The organism is Mangrovibacterium lignilyticum (genome assembly GCF_010882175.1).
Lineage (GTDB): Bacteria > Bacteroidota > Bacteroidia > Bacteroidales > Prolixibacteraceae > Mangrovibacterium > Mangrovibacterium lignilyticum.
Genome location: NZ_WKLH01000001.1, coordinates 734,654 through 750,863 on the forward strand (window position 1 = coordinate 734,654; position 16,210 = coordinate 750,863).

General features: G+C 43.5%; 17 protein-coding genes. 15 read left to right on the forward strand and 2 right to left on the reverse strand.

Going from position 1 to position 16,210, the window contains the following annotated elements; all coding sequences use genetic code 11:
• The first annotated feature begins 11 nt into the window (after positions 1–11).
• The 14 genes from GJV22_RS02945 (at position 12) to GJV22_RS03010 (ending at position 12,741) form a co-directional block, all read left to right on the forward strand.
• Positions 12–596: a nucleotide exchange factor GrpE gene (locus GJV22_RS02945; RefSeq protein WP_163708470.1), complete on the forward strand. Its 585-nt coding sequence runs from the start codon at positions 12–14 to the stop codon at positions 594–596.
• 21 nt (positions 597–617) lie between these two features.
• Positions 618–1,790, forward strand: a complete 1,173-nt coding sequence (dnaJ, locus tag GJV22_RS02950) for a molecular chaperone DnaJ (RefSeq protein ID WP_163708474.1) — start codon at positions 618–620, stop codon at positions 1,788–1,790.
• 360 nt (positions 1,791–2,150) lie between these two features.
• Positions 2,151–3,011, forward strand: coding sequence for an ATP phosphoribosyltransferase (gene hisG / locus GJV22_RS02955; RefSeq protein WP_163708477.1), 861 nt, complete (start codon positions 2,151–2,153; stop codon positions 3,009–3,011).
• Between the two features lie 48 nt (positions 3,012–3,059).
• Positions 3,060–4,349 carry a histidinol dehydrogenase gene (gene hisD / locus GJV22_RS02960; protein ID WP_163708479.1) on the forward strand — a complete coding sequence of 430 codons (1,290 nt, stop codon included), beginning with the start codon at positions 3,060–3,062 and terminating at the stop codon, positions 4,347–4,349.
• A gap of 54 nt (positions 4,350–4,403) precedes the next feature.
• Positions 4,404–5,435, forward strand: a complete 1,032-nt coding sequence (gene hisC / locus GJV22_RS02965) for a histidinol-phosphate transaminase (protein ID WP_163708482.1) — start codon at positions 4,404–4,406, stop codon at positions 5,433–5,435.
• Between the two features lie 6 nt (positions 5,436–5,441).
• A complete protein-coding gene (gene hisB / locus GJV22_RS02970; protein ID WP_163708485.1) occupies positions 5,442–6,563 on the forward strand; it encodes a bifunctional histidinol-phosphatase/imidazoleglycerol-phosphate dehydratase HisB in 1,122 nt (373 codons plus the stop codon).
• Positions 6,564–6,617: 54 nt separating this feature from the next.
• On the forward strand, positions 6,618–7,502 hold the full coding sequence (gene purU / locus GJV22_RS02975) for a formyltetrahydrofolate deformylase (protein WP_163708488.1): 885 nt from the start codon (positions 6,618–6,620) through the stop codon (positions 7,500–7,502).
• An 11-nt stretch (positions 7,503–7,513) separates the two neighbouring features.
• Positions 7,514–8,047, forward strand: coding sequence for a TlpA family protein disulfide reductase (locus GJV22_RS02980; RefSeq protein WP_163708491.1), 534 nt, complete (start codon positions 7,514–7,516; stop codon positions 8,045–8,047).
• A gap of 5 nt (positions 8,048–8,052) precedes the next feature.
• Positions 8,053–8,652, forward strand: a complete 600-nt coding sequence (hisH, locus tag GJV22_RS02985) for an imidazole glycerol phosphate synthase subunit HisH (RefSeq protein ID WP_163708494.1) — start codon at positions 8,053–8,055, stop codon at positions 8,650–8,652.
• A gap of 8 nt (positions 8,653–8,660) precedes the next feature.
• On the forward strand, positions 8,661–9,386 hold the full coding sequence (gene hisA, locus GJV22_RS02990; protein WP_163708497.1) for a 1-(5-phosphoribosyl)-5-[(5-phosphoribosylamino)methylideneamino]imidazole-4-carboxamide isomerase: 726 nt from the start codon (positions 8,661–8,663) through the stop codon (positions 9,384–9,386).
• 19 nt (positions 9,387–9,405) lie between these two features.
• Positions 9,406–10,161 carry an imidazole glycerol phosphate synthase subunit HisF gene (gene hisF / locus GJV22_RS02995; RefSeq protein WP_163708499.1) on the forward strand — a complete coding sequence of 252 codons (756 nt, stop codon included), beginning with the start codon at positions 9,406–9,408 and terminating at the stop codon, positions 10,159–10,161.
• Between the two features lie 34 nt (positions 10,162–10,195).
• A complete protein-coding gene (hisIE, locus tag GJV22_RS03000; RefSeq protein WP_163708502.1) occupies positions 10,196–10,798 on the forward strand; it encodes a bifunctional phosphoribosyl-AMP cyclohydrolase/phosphoribosyl-ATP diphosphatase HisIE in 603 nt (200 codons plus the stop codon).
• A gap of 97 nt (positions 10,799–10,895) precedes the next feature.
• Positions 10,896–11,714: a carboxylesterase family protein gene (locus GJV22_RS03005; protein ID WP_163708504.1), complete on the forward strand. Its 819-nt coding sequence runs from the start codon at positions 10,896–10,898 to the stop codon at positions 11,712–11,714.
• Between the two features lie 457 nt (positions 11,715–12,171).
• A complete protein-coding gene (locus GJV22_RS03010) occupies positions 12,172–12,741 on the forward strand; it encodes a diheme cytochrome c-553 (RefSeq protein ID WP_163708506.1) in 570 nt (189 codons plus the stop codon).
• Between the two features lie 84 nt (positions 12,742–12,825).
• Here GJV22_RS03010 and GJV22_RS03015 read toward each other — a convergent pair whose 3' ends face one another.
• The gene (locus GJV22_RS03015) at positions 12,826–13,239 is read right to left on the reverse strand and encodes a GNAT family N-acetyltransferase (RefSeq protein WP_205461727.1); all 414 of its coding nucleotides are present in this window, start codon (positions 13,237–13,239) and stop codon (positions 12,826–12,828) included.
• Positions 13,240–13,436: 197 nt separating this feature from the next.
• On the opposite strand from GJV22_RS03015, the gene typA reads away from it, so the two are divergent.
• A complete protein-coding gene (gene typA / locus GJV22_RS03020) occupies positions 13,437–15,242 on the forward strand; it encodes a translational GTPase TypA (protein WP_163708510.1) in 1,806 nt (601 codons plus the stop codon).
• A gap of 241 nt (positions 15,243–15,483) precedes the next feature.
• Here the strand turns inward: typA and GJV22_RS03025 are convergent, their stop codons facing one another.
• Positions 15,484–16,101, reverse strand: a complete 618-nt coding sequence (locus GJV22_RS03025; protein WP_163708512.1) for a DUF4494 domain-containing protein — start codon at positions 16,099–16,101, stop codon at positions 15,484–15,486.
• Between the last annotated feature and the right edge of the window lie 109 nt (positions 16,102–16,210).

The window sequence follows — 16,210 nt, forward strand, 5'->3', positions numbered from 1 at the left end:
TTGAATCCAATATGGCAGAAGAAAAAGTTGTAAATGAGCAAGAGAACGGTGCAGAAGAAGTAACTAAAGAACAAAAAGAAGCACCAGAGAAAACTGCTAAACACGAAGATAAGCACGACAAAAAGTCAAAGAAAGATAAAGAGAAAACCCAAATCGAGAAATTAGAGAATGAAATAGCCGAAATGAAAGATAAGCACGTTCGCTTACAGGCTGAATTCGACAATTTCAGAAAACGGACGCTAAAAGAAAAAATGGAATTGATGAAATCAGGTGGCGAATCAGTACTGATGAATATTATTCCGGTTGTTGATGATTTTGAACGAGCCTTGGCTGCCGTCAGCGATGTAGATGAGGAAAATCCACTAAAACAAGGAGTCACCTTGATCTACACTAAATTTCAGGAATTCCTGAAACAGAATGGTATCAAAGAAATTGAGGCGAAAGAAAAAGACTTTGACACTGATCTTCACGAAGCCATCACCAAAATTCCGGCTCCGACTGATGAATTAAAAGGCAAAGTCGTTGATGTGGTCCAAAAAGGATACCTGTTACACGAAAAAGTTATTCGTTTTGCGAAAGTTGTAATTGGCGAATAACTCAGAAAAACCCTGAAAAGCATGACAAAAAGAGACTATTATGAAGTTTTAGGCGTTAGCAAAGGTGCTTCCGCGGAAGAAATAAAGAAAGCTTACCGCAAAAAAGCCATTCAATATCACCCGGATAAAAACCCGGGAAACAGCGAGGCTGAAGAGAATTTCAAAGAAGCTGCCGAGGCTTACGAGGTATTAAGTAACCCGCAAAAGAAACAACGTTACGACCAGTTTGGTCATGCAGGAATGGGTGGTGCCGCCGGTGGTGGAGGTTTCGGTGGTCACGACATGTCGATGGATGATATTTTCTCCATGTTCGGCGACATCTTTGGTGGCGGATTCGGCGGAGGCGGTGGCTTCAGCGGATTTGGCGGATTTGGCGGCGGAGGTCGTAGCCAAGGAAAACGTGTTCACCGCGGTTCCGATTTACGCGTAAAAGTAACACTCAGCCTGAAGGACATTGCTGAAGGGGTTGAAAAAAGACTCAAGCTAAAAAAATATATTGCCTGCGATACCTGCAACGGTTCAGGCGCACAAGGTGGTTCAGATTATACAAGTTGTTCAACTTGCCATGGTAGCGGTCATGTAACACGCGTTACGAATACCTTACTGGGGCAAATGCAAACGACTTCTGCCTGTCCCACTTGTAACGGCGAAGGACAAATTATAAAGAACAAGTGTACCAGCTGTCATGGCGAAGGTGTTGTTCGCGGCGAAGAAGTTGTCAGCTTCAAAATACCTGCGGGTGTCGCTGAAGGCATGCAATTAAACGTATCTGGGAAAGGAAATGCCGGACGCCATAACGGCGTAAATGGCGACTTGCAGGTGATTATCATGGAAGAGCAACATCCTGATTTAATCCGCGACGGTAACAACCTGATTTACAACCTATTTTTAAGCATGCCTGATTTCATCTTGGGAACAACTTCAGAAATTCCAACGATTGAGAATAAGGTGAAAGTGAAGATTGAAGCTGGCACCCAGCCTGAGAAAATCTTACGCTTACGCGGAAAAGGATTGCCGGAAGTAAACGGATATGGGAAAGGTGATCTTCTGGTTCGCATCCATGCCTGGACTCCGAAAAAGATCAGTCCGGAAGAAAAGAAAATGCTTGAGAAACTGCAACAGTCCGCCAACTTTCAGGGAACACCTGGTGCAGGTGACAAAAATTTCTTCGAAAAAATGAGAGATATTTTTTAATAAAATAGGCTCCGATAAAAATATAAAACCTCCCATTGTGGAGGTTATTTTATTTAAATGCACCCGCCTTTCATAAGCACTTTCAACTCTCGAACAAAAGCAAACAGCCTTTCACAAAAAAACTAACAAAAATCATTTCTTAATTTTAAATTAACAGCAAATCGCTTGTTTGAATTTCATTTTATAACTATCATTGCAACATCAAAATAAAAGAAATGAATTTCAATCTCGGACACCACGGCCATCATCATAGTATCCTAACACAAGGTAGGCCGTAATTCTTTTGTCCGTATTGAAGCAAAATATTAACTCGAAGAAGGCTTACCGTAAGGTAGGCCTTTTTTATTTTAAAAACCGATCATGACACAATTGAAGATTGCAGTCCAAAACAAAGGACGTTTGTTTGAAGATTCCATGGGACTAATCAAAGAAACGGGAATCAAATTTTCGTTAGGTAGCAGCCGCGTTTTACTGGCTTCAGCAAAAAACTTCCCAATGGACGCGCTTTTTCTGCGCGATGATGATATCCCCCAAACAGTAGCCGACGGCGTTGCCGACATCGGTATTGTGGGAGAGAACGAAGTGCTGGAGAAAAAAATGGATGTCGTTATTGCCAAACGCCTCGGATTCAGCAAATGCCGTTTATCATTGGCGATCCCGAAATCAGAAGAATACACAGGTGTTGAATATTTCGCTGGTAAAAAAATTGCCACCTCCTACCCTGTTATCCTGAAGGATTTCCTGGACAAAAATAAAATTGAAGCCGAAATTCACGTCATTACCGGCTCGGTTGAAATCGCTCCCGGAATTGGTTTGGCGGATGCAATCTTCGACATCGTAAGTTCTGGTTCTACTTTGGTAAGCAACCGCTTAAAAGAAGTTGAAGTGGTAACGCCATCTGAAGCTTTATTGATTGCAACACCAAATCTTAGCCCCGAAAAACAAGCGATCCTTGACGAGTTGATTTTCCGTCTGGAATCCGTTCAACGAGCTGAAGGCAAAAAATACATTGTATTGAATGCGCCCAAAGATAAAATAGCCGAAATCGCCAGTATCCTTCCAGGTATGAAAAGCCCAACAGTTACAACACTCGCTGAAGAAGGATGGGTATCGATGTCATCGGTTATTTCCGAAAAAGAATTCTGGGAAATTATAGGTAAACTAAAAACCGCCGGTGCCCAGGGAATTTTGGTTCTTCCAATCGAAAAAATGATTTTCTAACTAACGAATTCATATTCGTTCGAAATAAATACTGAAACAAGTTCGTGCATGAAACGCTATATTAATCCATCACCCGCACAGTGGTCCGAAATTTTGGAACGGCCACTGTTCAATGCCGCTGATCTGGCTGGAAGGGTGCAAAGTATATTAGATGAAATTAAGGCGGAAGGAGAACCAGCAGTCCGCAAATTCACCGAGAAATTCGACGGTGTTGCCTTGGACAAGCTCGCTGCCAGTACCGATGAAATCAATGAGGCTGTTAAATTAACAGACCCAAAACTGAAAGCCGCGATTGAAACGGCAGCAGCTAATATTCATCGTTTTCATGCTCAGCAAAAATCAGTATTAACAAAGGTCGAAACCAGCCCGGGTGTTGTTTGCTGGCAAAAAGCGGTGGCCATCGATAAAGTTGGTCTGTATATTCCTGGTGGGTCTGCTCCGCTCTTTTCAACGGTTTTAATGCTGGCTCTCCCGGCAAAAATAGCAGGTTGCAAAGAAATCGTGTTGTGCACTCCACCCAACAAAGAAGGGAAAATAAACCCGGCAATCTTGTTTGCTGCGCAATTGGTTGGCGTCACTAAAATATTCAAACTGGGCGGTGTTCAGGCAATCGGCGCTATGGCTTACGGGGCGGGTGACATTCCTAAAGTGAATAAAATCTTCGGGCCCGGAAACCAATATGTTATGGCAGCCAAACAGCTCATCAGCATCAGCGATGTAGCCATTGACATGCCTGCGGGCCCTTCTGAAGTAGCTGTCATGGCTGATGGTACGGCCAACGCGGCTTTCATTGCTTCGGATCTGTTGTCGCAGGCAGAACATGGACCAGACTCCCAGGTCGTTTTGGTTAGCAATTCAGAAAAGTTAGTTGATGAAGTTGAAGTTGAGTTGGAAAAGCAACTCAAAGAATTAAGTCGTGCTGAAATCGCGGTTAAAGCATTAGGCAATAGTGTTGCCATTGTTTTAAACACCGAAGCTGAAATGATTGACATGATCAATGAATACGCGCCGGAACACTTAATTATTTCAATGAACAACTACCTGGATGTTGCTGAAAAGATCGTGAATGCGGGATCTGTATTTCTCGGGAACTATACGCCCGAAAGTGCTGGTGATTACGCTTCAGGAACAAATCACACCTTGCCTACCAACGGATGGGCACGTTCGTTCAGTGGTGTCAACCTCGACAGCTTTACCCGGAAAATTACCTTCCAGGAAATTTCAAAAGAAGGGATTCAAAAACTGGGCCCCGTGATTGAAGTTATGGCAGCGGCAGAAGAACTGGATGCCCACAAGAATGCGGTAACATTGCGATTGACAGAAATTAAAGAACAATAATCACCCCAGACACAATAGGCGACTGTTGTGCCGATGTGATTCAATTCACACGATATGAACTTAGATAAACTCTTACGAGATAATATAAAAAACCTAAAAGCTTACTCTTCAGCGAGAGATGAGTTTTCAGGCGAAGCGATGGTTTTTCTGGATGCCAACGAAAACCCGTTTAACGCTCCATACAATCGCTACCCCGATCCGCTTCAGCGCGAATTGAAAGACAAAATTGCAGCGATCAAAAAATGCCCTGCCGAGCAAATATTTTTGGGCAATGGTAGCGACGAACCGATTGATTTGCTTTTTCGTGCTTTTTGCGAGCCGGGTAAGGACAACATCGTTTCTATCGATCCAACCTACGGCATGTACCAAGTGGCTGCTGACATCAATAATATTGAAATTCGTAAAGTCAAATTAAAAGAAGACTACAGTTTTTCTGCGGATGAGCTGTTATCTGCAGCTGATGAAAACACCAAACTGGCTTTTGTTTGTTCACCCAACAATCCCACAGCAAATTTGATGGACAAGGCTGAAATGCTGAAACTGATTCAAAATTTCAACGGATTGGTAGTAGTTGATGAAGCCTATATTGACTTTGCACCGGGAGCCAGCTTGCTGACTGAACTGCCTCAATATCCAAACCTGGTTGTCCTTCAAACCTTTTCGAAAGCATGGGGAATGGCCGGAATTAGATTGGGAATGGCTTTTGCTTCAACTGAAATAATCCGCATTTTCAACAAAATAAAATACCCTTACAATATCAACATCCTTACCCAGCAAAAAGCGTTGGAACTCATTCAAAAGGAAAGTGAGAAAAATAAGTGGGTCGATTTATTGATTGAAGAACGCAGCAGACTCGCCGAACAACTGAGATCCTTCCCGTTTGTTGTTAAAATCTACCCGTCTGATGCCAATTTCTTACTGGTAAAAATGCATGACGCTCGGGGAATCTATGATTATCTGGTTGAAAACGGTATCATCGTACGTGACCGCTCTAAAGTGATTTTATGCGACGACAGTCTGCGAGTCACAGTTGGGTCGCCGGAAGAAAATGAAATATTGATTGAGAAATTAAACGATTTGATATAAAGCCACATGAAAAAAGCATTATTCATCGACAGAGACGGGACACTGATTATTGAGCCGGCCGACGAGCAAATTGACTCGCTTGAAAAACTGGAATTTTTACCCAAGGTGTTTCGCAATATGCATTTCATTGCCAAAAACCTCGGTTACGAATTAGTGATGGTAACCAATCAGGATGGCTTGGGAACAGATTCCTTTCCGGAAGACACCTTCTGGCCGGCACACAACAAAATGCTGAAAGCCCTGGAAAATGAAGGAATTATTTTCGATGACATTCTTGTCGATCGCCACTTCCCTCATGACAATGCGCCAACACGTAAACCGGGCACAGGAATGATGGGGAAATATATGGACGGTAGCTACGACCTGGCCAACAGCTTTGTTATCGGAGACCGGCTGACTGACATCATGCTGGCTAAAAACCTCGGAGCAAAAGGCATTCTCTTAAATGATGGTTCACTGGTTGACGAAATGAAATCGCAGGGATTAGAAGAATTCTGTTCGCTGGTAACCGCCGATTGGGATGACATTTACGCAAAAGTTGCCGCACCTGAGCGTACTGCTCAGGTTGAACGCAACACCAAGGAAACGAAAATATTTGTCGATTTAAATTTAGATGGAATAGGCAAAGGAAAGATTAGCACCGGACTCGGCTTTTTCGATCACATGCTCGACCAGATTGCCCGCCATGCAGGAGTTGACCTGACAGTCAAAGTTGACGGAGACTTACAGGTTGACGAACACCACACCATCGAAGATACCGGTTTGGCACTGGGAGAAGCCTTCAAATTGGCGTTGGGAGACAAACGCGGTGTTGAACGTTATGGCTATTGTTTGCCAATGGACGATTGTCTGGCGCAGGCCGCCATCGACTTCGGAGGTCGTCCGTGGATTGTTTGGGAAGCAGAATTTAAGCGCGAGAAAGTTGGCGACATGCCAACTGAGATGTTCTTTCACTTCTTCAAGTCGTTTTCTGACACTTCACTCTCAAATCTGAACATTAAAGCTGAAGGTGACAATGAACATCATAAGATTGAAGGCATTTTTAAAGCACTAGCCCGGGCAATAAAAATGGCTATTCGGAAAGATGTGTTTAACTTTGAGCTTCCTTCAACAAAAGGAACCCTTTAGATTTTGGGAAAGACCGACAAAAAAACTCAAAATAGTAAACTTTGAACTCTTAAGATGAAAAGCATAAAACAGCTTCGTGAGAAAAAGAACACAGCGATTCTTTTGATTCACTGCCCCGACAGACAAGGAATCCTGGCAACAGTAACTGAATTTCTGAATGAAAACAATGGCAACATCATATACCTGGATCAATATGTCGACCGCATTGAAAAGATCTTTTACATGCGTGTGGAGTGGGAACTGGACGGTTTCGCGATTCCGGCTGACAAAATCCAGGAATATTTTGACACACTGATTGCTTCGAAGCTTGAAATGGACTACTCCATTCATTTTTCGAAACAGGTGCCACGGATGGCTATTTTTGTTTCGAAAATGTCGCATTGTTTGTTCGATATTTTATCACGTTACACCGCCGGAGAATGGGATGTTGAGATTCCTGTTATCATCAGCAATCACAAAGATCTCGAATCGGTTGCCAAACGTTTCGACATTGAATTCCAGTACATACCGGTGACAAAAGAAAACAAGGCAGACCAGGAAGCCAAAGAAGTGGAGTTGTTAACAAAATACGAAGTTGATTTTATTGTACTGGCCCGTTACATGCAGGTACTTTCGGCTGATTTTGTGGATCGATTCCCAAACAGAATCATCAATATTCATCACTCATTTTTACCCGCTTTTGCAGGCGCCAAACCTTATCATGCAGCACACCAACGCGGTGTTAAAATTATTGGTGCTACCAGCCATTATGTAACCAGCGAACTCGACGGCGGGCCGATCATTGAACAAGATGTAACCCGTTGCAGCCATATCGATACAATTCCTCGCTTGGTCCGTAAAGGTCGTGATCTGGAAAAGATCGTCTTATCACATGCTGTGTTCAAGCATCTGCAACGAAAAATACTCGTTTACAAGAATAAAACGGTTGTCTTCAACTAAAACAGACCGATATGATTCGAAAATATTTAAAGATTAAAACACTTTGTGCCATTCTCCTTGCTTTCGTAGGCTTTCAGGCATGCGGTCAGGAAGATTACGGCTACATTGTGAAAGTCGGTGATGAAGCTCCGGATTTTCAAACAACTACACCAGAAGGGAAGACCGTTAAACTTTCCGATTTAAAAGGTAAAGTTGTGATGTTGCAATTTACAGCCAGTTGGTGCAGTGTTTGCCGCAAAGAAATGCCGCATATCGAAACCGATATCTGGGATAAACTCAAAGACAATCCCAACTTCGCATTGTTTGGAGTTGATTTGGATGAAGCGGCTGAAAAGGTGAGCGGATTCGCGAAGGAGATTCCCGTCAGCTACCCGCTCTTGCTCGATCCCAAAGGTGGTATTTTTTACCAGTATGCAGCCAAAGGTGCCGGAGTAACCCGCAATGTGATCATTGATAAAGACGGTAAGATTGTTTTTCTGACCCGCTTATATAAGCCAGACGAGTTTGAAGAGATGAAGGCAAAAATTAATGAACTTCTGAAATAAACAGCATGAACTTAGTCATCATAAAATACAATGCCGGCAATATCGAATCGGTGAATAATGCCCTGCAAAGATTGGGTATTTCGGCCGAGATCACCGGTGACCACGAAAAAATTAAAGCAGCCGACAAGGTTATATTCCCCGGCGTTGGCGAGGCCAGTACAACAATGGCCTATTTGAAAAAAGAAGGTTTGGATAAGCTCATCCCTTCCCTTTCTCAGCCAGTATTGGGAATTTGCCTTGGCTTGCAACTGATGTGCAGTCACTCGGAAGAAGGAGACACTCCCTGCTTAGGAATATTTGAGGAAAAGGTAAAGCGTTTTCAGCCCGAGCCCGGAATGGAATTCGTGACCAAAGTACCACACATGGGATGGAACACGATCACCAATCTGAACAGTGCTCTATTTGATGAATCCCTGAACGAACAGTTTGTCTATTTCGTTCATTCCTATTATGCAACCGTTGGTGAGCACACAGCCGCTGTTGGAAATTATATCAATCCCTTCAGCGCCGCCTTACACAAAGACAACTTTTACGCCACCCAGTTTCACCCGGAAAAAAGCGGACCGGTTGGCGCTAAAATTTTGGAAAACTTCATTAAACTGTAGACCGAGAAATGATTACAATAATTCCAGCTATCGACCTGATTGACGCCAAATGCGTCCGCCTCTCTCAAGGCGATTACAACCAGAAGACAGTCTATAATGAAAATCCGCTCGAGGTAGCGAAGATGTTCGAAGATGCCGGTATCACCCGACTGCACCTCGTCGATCTGGACGGCGCCAAAGCAAAACACATTGTCAACTACAAAGTACTGGAGACTATCGCTTCGAAAACCAATTTGGTGATCGACTTTGGTGGTGGACTGAAATCTGATGAGGATCTGAAAGTTGCTTTTGAAAGCGGAGCCCAAATGGTTACCGGTGGAAGCATCGCAGTGAAGGATCGGGAAACATTTTTGAGCTGGATTGAAAAATACGGTACTGAAAAAATCATCCTGGGAGCGGATGCGAAGGACAAGAAAATCGCAGTGAGTGGCTGGCAGGAAGTCTCTGAACTTCCAATTCTGGATTTCATTGAAAGTTATACCAGCAAAAGAATTCAGAAAGTCATCTCGACCGACATTGCACGCGACGGCATGCTCAGCGGCCCCAGCATCGATTTGTACAAAGAAATCATGGATCATTTCCCGAAATTGGAATTGATTGCCAGTGGCGGAATCGCCACCATGACAGATATTATCGAATTAGATGAAATGGGCGTTCCCGGCGTTATTACCGGAAAAGCCATTTACGAAAATAGAATCAGCCTGGCTGAGATTAGCAAGTTCATCTCAGCATAGACTTGAAACAGAACATAGCATGTTAGCAAAACGAATAATACCGTGCCTGGATATCAAAGACGGTCAGACCGTAAAGGGCATCAACTTTGTCAATATTAAAAGCGTGGGCGACCCGGTCGAACTGGGTGCGATGTATGCCGAGCAAGGAGCCGACGAGTTGGTTTTCCTGGATATTACAGCCACACACGAAGGACGCAAAACCTTTGTCGAATTGGTGAAACGTATCGCCCGCGAGATCAATATTCCCTTTACCGTTGGCGGTGGAATTAGTGAAATTAAAGATGCTGAAGCACTACTGAGTGCCGGTGCTGATAAAGTCAGCATTAACTCATCGGCAGTTCGTAATCCGAAACTGATCGATGACCTGGCCCTCAACTTCGGAACCCAATTCGTAGTGGTAGCTATCGATGCTAAAAACTACGACGGACACTGGACGGTAACCGTTAATGGCGGCCGAATCCCAACCGATAAAGAATTGTTCAGCTGGGCTAAAGAAGCTGAAGATCGTGGCGCCGGTGAAATCCTGTTTACCTCAATGGATCATGACGGAACAAAGGCTGGCTTTGCTAACGACGAGCTCGCCAGGATGGCCGACATGCTCAAAATTCCCATTATCGCTTCAGGTGGAGCAGGTAACATGGACCATTTTGTCGATGTATTTACCACGGGAAAAGCCGACGCAGGACTGGCTGCCAGCATTTTCCACTACAAGGAAATTGGCATTCCTGATCTGAAAAGCTACCTGAATCAAAAAGGCATTCCAATCCGACTGTAACCGAATTTCAAACTGAATAATAAGCAAATAAGATATGAACACATCAATTGATTTTTCAAAAATGAACGGTTTGGTTCCGGCCATCGTTCAGGACAACACCACGAACAAAGTGCTGATGCTTGGTTTTATGAACGAAGAAGCGCTGGCAAAAACGGAAGAATTGGGCAAAGTAACCTTCTTCAGCCGCACCAAAAACCGCCTGTGGACCAAAGGCGAAGAAAGCGGCAACTTCCTGAATGTTGTATCAATGACAGCCGACTGCGACAATGACACCCTACTGATTAAAGTGAATCCTGTTGGCCCTGTATGCCACACCGGAAGCGATACGTGCTGGGATGAAACCAACACCGGCGAAGATGTGATGTTCCTGAAACACCTGCAGGATTTCATTGACAAGCGCAAAGAAGAAATGCCGAAAGGGTCGTACACCACCTCATTGTTCGAAAGAGGCACACGTACAATTACCCAAAAAGTAGGTGAAGAAGCAGTAGAAACCATTATTGGAGCTATGGCCAACGACGATGAAAACTTTCTGTACGAAGGGGCTGACCTCATCTATCACCTCATCGTTCTGTTAACACACAAAGGTTACCGCATCGAAGATCTGGCTCGTGAATTGAAGAAAAGACACAAATAACAGCTGTTAATAGTTGTAAATTTCAGTAACAAAAAGGATTAGGACAGATTTTGGTGCTAATCCTTTTTCTATATTCGCCTCCATAAGCGATTCAAATATGAGCAGAGGATACCTGTTGACATTGATTCTATTACTTGTTTTTGGTGCAAAATCGGTTGCAGCGAAAGGAGAACGTCCATTAAAAAAGGTTCACTACAATTACCTCACTTACGTACCTGAAAACTACGACAGCACCAAAGTTAACTTATATCCGGTTATCATCTACCTGCATGGTCGTTCGGCTTCGGGAACCGACCTTAATCACGTTCGTCGTTACGGACTCCCCTTCTTCCTGGACCGGGGCAAAAAAATGGATTTTATTGTTGTTGCTCCACAGTGTCCGTGGGGTAAGCGTTGGTCGAGCGAAAACTGGCTGGACTCCATGATGGTTGAATTAAATGCCAAATACCGGATCGACAACGACCGAATTTACCTGACCGGCATGAGTCTTGGTGGGTTTGGAACCTGGGAATTAGCAAATATGTATCCGCATCGTTTTGCAGCCATTGCTCCGATGTGCGGCGGTGGCAATACGGCTTGGGTCAACAACATCTACCACCTGCCGACTTGGATTTTTCATGGTGTACAGGATCGCTTGGTTCCCGTTTTGCGATCGGACCAAATGGTGAATGCACTTGAGCAGCATCATGCTTTGGTGAAATACAGCCGGTTTACAAAAAAAGGACACGATTTGAGCCGACTTTTCGATGACGACGAGCTTTACAGTTGGTTCGCACAGTTCACCAGGCGGCCGTTAAATGAGGAGGATGAGAAATCGATCAAACCGTTGGAACCGATTTGGGTTACTGAATTTGAACCAACGGAAAAAATCGCACATCCTAATTTTACGAAAACCCAAAAAAACGGGGTATTTTGACCTAATGACACCAGCATAATCTTCCTTCTATTGAGTTTGAATCACAAGGGAGATCAGTGCCCGAAGCTTCCTGCAAGACCAGCGGTATCATCCGACTACTCTTGATTCTTTACTCGGCGAAAGCAGTCCCAGTGTGTCTCACAATTCCTTCCTGTTAGATTTATTGGAACGCCAACTCAAAATACTGAAAACCTCAAAAAGTCAAAAAGGTTTATCAGCCCGGCCATTGATCATATCGATATTTTTCGATATGAAAACACAAAAACTACAATCAATTCATTACCAATTCACCCACGGCGCAAACATGTCTGTTTTTCTCATTTTATCCTTCTCTGATTAAAATAAAATTAACTTTTCGCTAACCTCTGCAATGTTTCCTCGTAATAACGGACATTGGTGTCTTTTATGGAATTCAAAGACTGGTTCTCAACCCAAATTAAACACTAAATTTTTTACCATGAGACAAGTAATTTTCTCCCTGTTGTTTCTCGTTGGATTAATTAGTTGTACAACCCAAAATGAGAAAAAAGAAGTTGCAGAAATCCCCCCCTCCGAAGAAGAAATAATTGCAAGAGGCCGCTACTTGGTATCAAGTATCGGTTGTGAAGACTGTCATACTCCCAAAGTGATGACTGATCATGGTCCGGTCCCTGATCCGGAAAATCACTTCGCCGGCCATATGGAAGGCGACCTGAGAGACAAAGTATCCAAAGACGCATTGGCAAACTGGGCACTGTTCAACATGAGCCTGACTGCCGCCGTTGGTCCATGGGGAATTACCTATGCGGCAAATATTTCGTCTGATGAATCCGGCATCGGCACCTGGACGGATGAACAGTTCATCCGCGCGATGCGGGAAGGACGATACAAAGGTTTGGAAGGAACACGTAAGTTACTACCACCAATGCCGTGGCAGAATTTTGCGAATTTAACCGACGATGATTTGAAAGCGATGTTGAAATACCTGCAAAGTACCAAGCCCATTCGAAATGTCGTTCCGGAACCTGTAAGTCCTACCGAATTTTAATGTAACCAAAATCTAATTCTACGCGATAAGTTTTGAACGTACCGGGAATTCCTGCATGCCGGGAATTTAACGCTACGTTCTCTTTTAATGGCCCGGATCTATTCGCTCCATCAGATTTTCAGGATGTGCTAGATCGGTAAAGCCATATTGCCGGTAAAGCCCGTGTGCATCATCCGTTCCCAAGCCCATTCGCCGCAACCGTTTCAAGTCACGGTGATTAACGATCGCTTCCATCAACAGCTTACCAATTCCCTTTCCTCTGCATTCTTCCAACACAAAAACATCCATGATCCAACCAAAAACAGCATAATCGGTTGCCACACGTGCAAAACCCAACTGTTTGCCATTCTCATCGTAAGCACCAAAACAAACGGAGTGTTCAATTGACGCTTGAACTGTAGCTAAACTCCTGGCTTTTGCCCAATAAGAACGTTCACTTAAATAATGATGAATCATTGAAACATCCAATAAATCCTTGTCCGTTGAAACTGAAATCATTTTAACCCGTTAAAAATGAGATATTTTTATTTTTTCTAAAGCATTGAAATTACAGATAATTTCAATATTCCGCGACAGCCAGAACCGATAATAAACCTTTTTCTGTTCAGCCTGTTAAGTTACCGTCAACAAATTCACACCGGCGGCGCGTTGAGTTGAAATAAAACTATCTTTGCGCCACCAATTTTGGAGATTATATGCAGAAGATTAGAAACATCGCGATTATCGCACACGTTGACCATGGGAAAACCACTCTGGTTGACAAAATGATTTACTATTGTAATATCGTTAAGGCGCATGAGAAACATGAAGACCTTATCCTCGATAACAATGATCTGGAACGCGAACGTGGGATTACGATCCTGGCCAAAAACGTTTCGGTGACCTACAAAGATGTTAAGATTAACATCATTGATACCCCGGGCCACGCCGACTTTGGTGGTGAGGTTGAACGTGTGTTGAACATGGCAGACGGTGTACTTTTGCTGGCTGATGCTTTTGAAGGTACCATGCCGCAAACACGTTTCGTATTGTCGAAAGCACTCGCTTTGGGCTTGAAACCAATCGTGGTAATTAATAAAGTTGATAAACCAAACTGCCGCCCTGACGAAGTTCATGAACAGGTCTTCGACCTGATGTTCAGTTTGGATGCAACAGAAGAACAATTGGACTTCCCAACCATCTATGGTTCGGCGAAAGAAGGTTGGATGACTCCCGACTTAAATATTAAATCGGACACCATTGAGCCATTGCTCGATGCCATATTGGAATATATTCCGGCTCCAAAAGAAAATCCGGGAACACCACAAATGCTGATTACGTCGTTGGACTATTCTTCCTATGTTGGACGAATTGCCATTGGTCGTATTCACCGCGGTGAACTGAAAGAAGGTATGCAGGTAGCACTAGCCAAACGTGATGGTTCGGTCAAACGCAGCCGCATTAAAGAGATTCACACCTTCTCCGGCTTAGGTCGTCAAAAGGTAGAATCGATGCACGATGGTGATATTTGTGCCTTGGTTGGTATTGAAGGTTTCGATATCGGTGACTCGATTTGCGACATTGAAAATCCGGAACCACTGGATCCAATCGCGGTTGACGAACCAACAATGAGCATGGTATTTACCATCAACGATTCACCATTCTTTGGTAAAGAAGGCAAACTGGTGACTTCTCGTCACCTGAAAGATCGCTTGGAAAAAGAGCTGGAAAAAAACCTGGCATTGCGTGTTATCCAAGGTGAGTCAGCAGATAGTTTCACCGTTTACGGACGTGGTGTACTTCACTTGTCGGTACTGATTGAAACAATGCGTCGTGAAGGATACGAGCTACAAGTTGGACAACCCAAAGTATTGTACAAGGAAATTGGTGGCATTAAATGCGAACCTATTGAAGAAATGCACGTTGACGTGCCTGACGAGTATAGCGGGAAAGTTGTTGAAATGGCTACCATCCGTAAAGGTGAAATGCAAAATATGGAACGCAAAGGCGACCGTATCCACTTGGAATTCCTGATTCCTTCACGTGGTATTATTGGTTTGCGTACCAACATGCTGACGGCAACTGCCGGTGAAGCTGTAATGACTCACCGTTTCATTGAATATCAACCATTAAAAGGCGAAATTGAAGGCCGTCAAAACGGATCTCTTATCGCCAAAGAACCTGGAACAACTTTCGCTTATGCGTTGAATAAGTTACAGGATCGTGGTAAATTCTTTATTGGACCTGGTATTGATGTTTACGAAGGAATGGTAATTGGTGAAAACAGCCGTGGTGACGATATTGTGGTAAATGTGACTCAATCGAAGAAATTGACCAACATGCGTGCCTCCGGATCTGACGACAAAGTAAGATTAGCTCCTCCGATTGTTTTCAGCTTGGAAGAAGCCCTGGAATACATTGGTAAGGATGAATACCTGGAAGTTACTCCGGAATCACTACGGATGCGTAAAATCTTCTTAAAAGAAGCTGAACGCAAACGTGGCGGAAAGATTAACTACTAAAAAAATACCACCATATAGAAACACCCCGGAGATTAATTTCTTCGGGGTGTTTTGTTTTATGTTGATGTCAAAAAAACAAGAGCCAATCGATAAAAATTTAGTATTATATTGTAAACTTTTAGTTTTAATATCGTAAATAAATATGCGTTGACTAACGTAATGCCGAAACAGCGGCATTGTAATCTGTGGTGATCTCTAAAAAAACAGACCCGCCTGAGTTGATCAGACGGGCCTGTGTTTTTTATGCATTTGGATCAGAATCGATCTCGCCATCCGCTATTGGAGGATCGTCGTCAAAACTGTCATCAGCGTATGGTGGCATCTCATCTTCGTCTTCGGTTTCTTCAAATTCTTCCGAAGCCAATAGGTCGTCAGTACTTTCCTGCACATCTTTTAAGGGTTTCAGATGGGGAGGAATTTGCTGCTGATCATCCGCGAAATACGGGAACACATCAACAATATTACTCAAAGCCATTGAAGTGGTATGGTAAGGCACCAAAATATAAGAAAGTCCGTCTTCTAAACGTTGCAAAGCCTCCTTGAAATCGTCGGCTGCCACCAGGAAGTAGTTGTTTATTTTCTTTTCTTTCCCGGCTTTTTCGTCGATTGTTACAATCGCGATACGCGCTTTATACCAAAACTCGCCGCTTTCGGCCGGATAGATTTCAACGATATTTGATTTCTTGATATTATCGATCTGAAATTCACCGCGGATAATCTGCTGCATTTGCTGAATAATCCGGGCTTCAGCATCAGTGAATGATACTGCATCAACCAAGTACGACTCGCCAACTTTACGCTCACGGCCATCCTGATCAACTTTCACATATTTAACTTTTACTTCGAACCAAGTTTGCATGCTATTCTATTTTTTATCAGCCACAAAGATATTTTCTTTGCCGAGTCAACTCCACTTTTTCCCGATTAATTATCCACAAAAATCACCTTTTCGGCGCTGGCTTTTGGGG